This is a genomic window from uncultured Maribacter sp. (assembly GCF_947500405.1).
Taxonomy (GTDB): Bacteria; Bacteroidota; Bacteroidia; order Flavobacteriales; family Flavobacteriaceae; genus Maribacter_B.
Genome location: NZ_CANMRY010000031.1, coordinates 1 through 2,130 on the forward strand (window position 1 = coordinate 1; position 2,130 = coordinate 2,130).

Consider the following 2,130-nt stretch of genomic DNA (forward strand, 5'->3'; position numbering starts at 1 on the left):
CTTCAAAGTCTCCTAGCTATCCTACACATTGCTTGACCGAAGTCAATACGAAGCTATAGTAAAGGTGCACGGGGTCTTTTCGTCCCACTGCGGGTAACCGGCATCTTCACCGATACTACAATTTCACCGAGCTCATGGCCGAGACAGTGTCCAGATCGTTGCACCATTCGTGCAGGTCGGAACTTACCCGACAAGGAATTTCGCTACCTTAGGACCGTTATAGTTACGGCCGCCGTTTACTGGGGCTTCAATTCAATGCTTCTCCGAAGATGACATCTCCTCTTAACCTTCCAGCACCGGGCAGGTGTCAGGCCCTATACTTCATCTTTCGATTTTGCAGAGCCCTGTGTTTTTGATAAACAGTCGCCTGGACCTCTTCACTGCGGCCCCCCATAAGGGGGCGACCCTTCTCCCGAAGTTACGGGTCTATTTTGCCTAGTTCCTTAGCCATGAATCTCTCGAGCGCCTTAGAATACTCATCCCAACCACCTGTGTCGGTTTACGGTACGGGCTGCTTCACTTGCTTTTCTTGGAAGTCGATATGCTGGATTATCACCTTGACCGTAGTCTCGGTGTACTATCGAGGTGTTACCACTCTCTTCAACGTACAATTCCGTCTGTACGCACCAACTTCTCGCCTCCGTCACTTTTAGCGTGAGCAGGTACAGAAATATTAATCTGTTGTCCATCCACTTCCCCCTTCGGGTCTGCGTTAGGTCCCGACTGACCCCCAGCTGATTAGCATAGCTGGGGAAACCTTGGTCTTTCGGCGTGTGGGTTTCTCGCCCACATTATCGTTACTTATGCCTACATTTTCGTTTGTAGCTCCTCCAGCATCCCTCGCAGGTACACCTTCAACGGCACTACAATGCTCCCCTACCCCTTACTTACGTAAAGCCATAGCTTCGGTGGTGTGCTTATGCCCGATCATTATCCATGCGGAATCGCTCGACCAGTGAGCTGTTACGCACTCTTTAAATGAATGGCTGCTTCCAAGCCAACATCCTGGCTGTCAATGCAATTCCACCGCGTTTTGTCAACTTAGCACACACTTGGGGACCTTAGCTGATGGTCCGGGTTCTTTCCCTCTCGGACATGGACCTTAGCACCCATGCCCTCACTGCGCAGAAACATTTTATAGCATTCGGAGTTTGTCAGGAATTGGTAGGCGGTGAAGCCCCCGCATCCAATCAGTAGCTCTACCTCTATAAAACTATCTACACGCTGCACCTAAATGCATTTCGGGGAGTACGAGCTATTTCCGAGCTTGATTGGCCTTTCACCCCTACCCACAGGTCATCCCAAGACTTTTCAACGTCAACGGGTTCGGTCCTCCACTATGTGTTACCACAGCTTCAACCTGCCCATGGGTAGATCGCACGGTTTCGCGTCTACTACTACTAACTATGGCGCCCTATTAAGACTCGCTTTCGCTACGGCTCCGTTCCTTAAGAACTTAACCTTGCTAGTAAAAGTAACTCGTAGGCTCATTATGCAAAAGGCACGCCGTCACCCTTACGGGCTCCGACCGCTTGTAAGCGTATGGTTTCAGGATCTTTTTCACTCCGTTATTCACGGTTCTTTTCACCTTTCCCTCACGGTACTGGTTCACTATCGGTCTCTCAGGAGTATTTAGTCTTGGCGGATGGTCCCGCCGGATTCATACAGGGTTTCACGTGCCCCGCACTACTCAGGATACCACTATCAACAATGATCTTTACTTATACGGGACTATCACCCTCTATGGTTACTCTTTCCAAAGTATTCTAATTCATTACACGTCAAATGTCGTGGTCCTACAACCCCATTATTGCCGAAACAACAATGGTTTGGACTAATCCAATTTCGCTCGCCGCTACTATCGGAATCACTTTTGTTTTCTCCTCCTCCGGCTACTTAGATGTTTCAGTTCACCGGGTTTGCTTGCTTTCGCATGACATATCTTCAATATGCCGGGTTGCCCCATTCGGATATCTGCGGATCATATCGTGTGTGCCAATCCCCGCAGCTTTTCGCAGCTTATCACGTCCTTCATCGCCTCTGAGAGCCTAGGCATTCCCCATACGCCCTTTTCCAGCTTGTCGCTAGACCTTTATTCTATTATAATTCGTACTTCTTTACTAAAAAAAA

Annotated in this window: 1 rRNA gene; it reads right to left on the reverse strand. The window is 49.1% G+C overall.

The window, feature by feature from the left end:
* Positions 1-2,084: ribosomal RNA gene (locus Q0945_RS15760) — 23S ribosomal RNA — on the reverse strand; the annotation flags it as partial.
* Between the last annotated feature and the right edge of the window lie 46 nt (positions 2,085-2,130).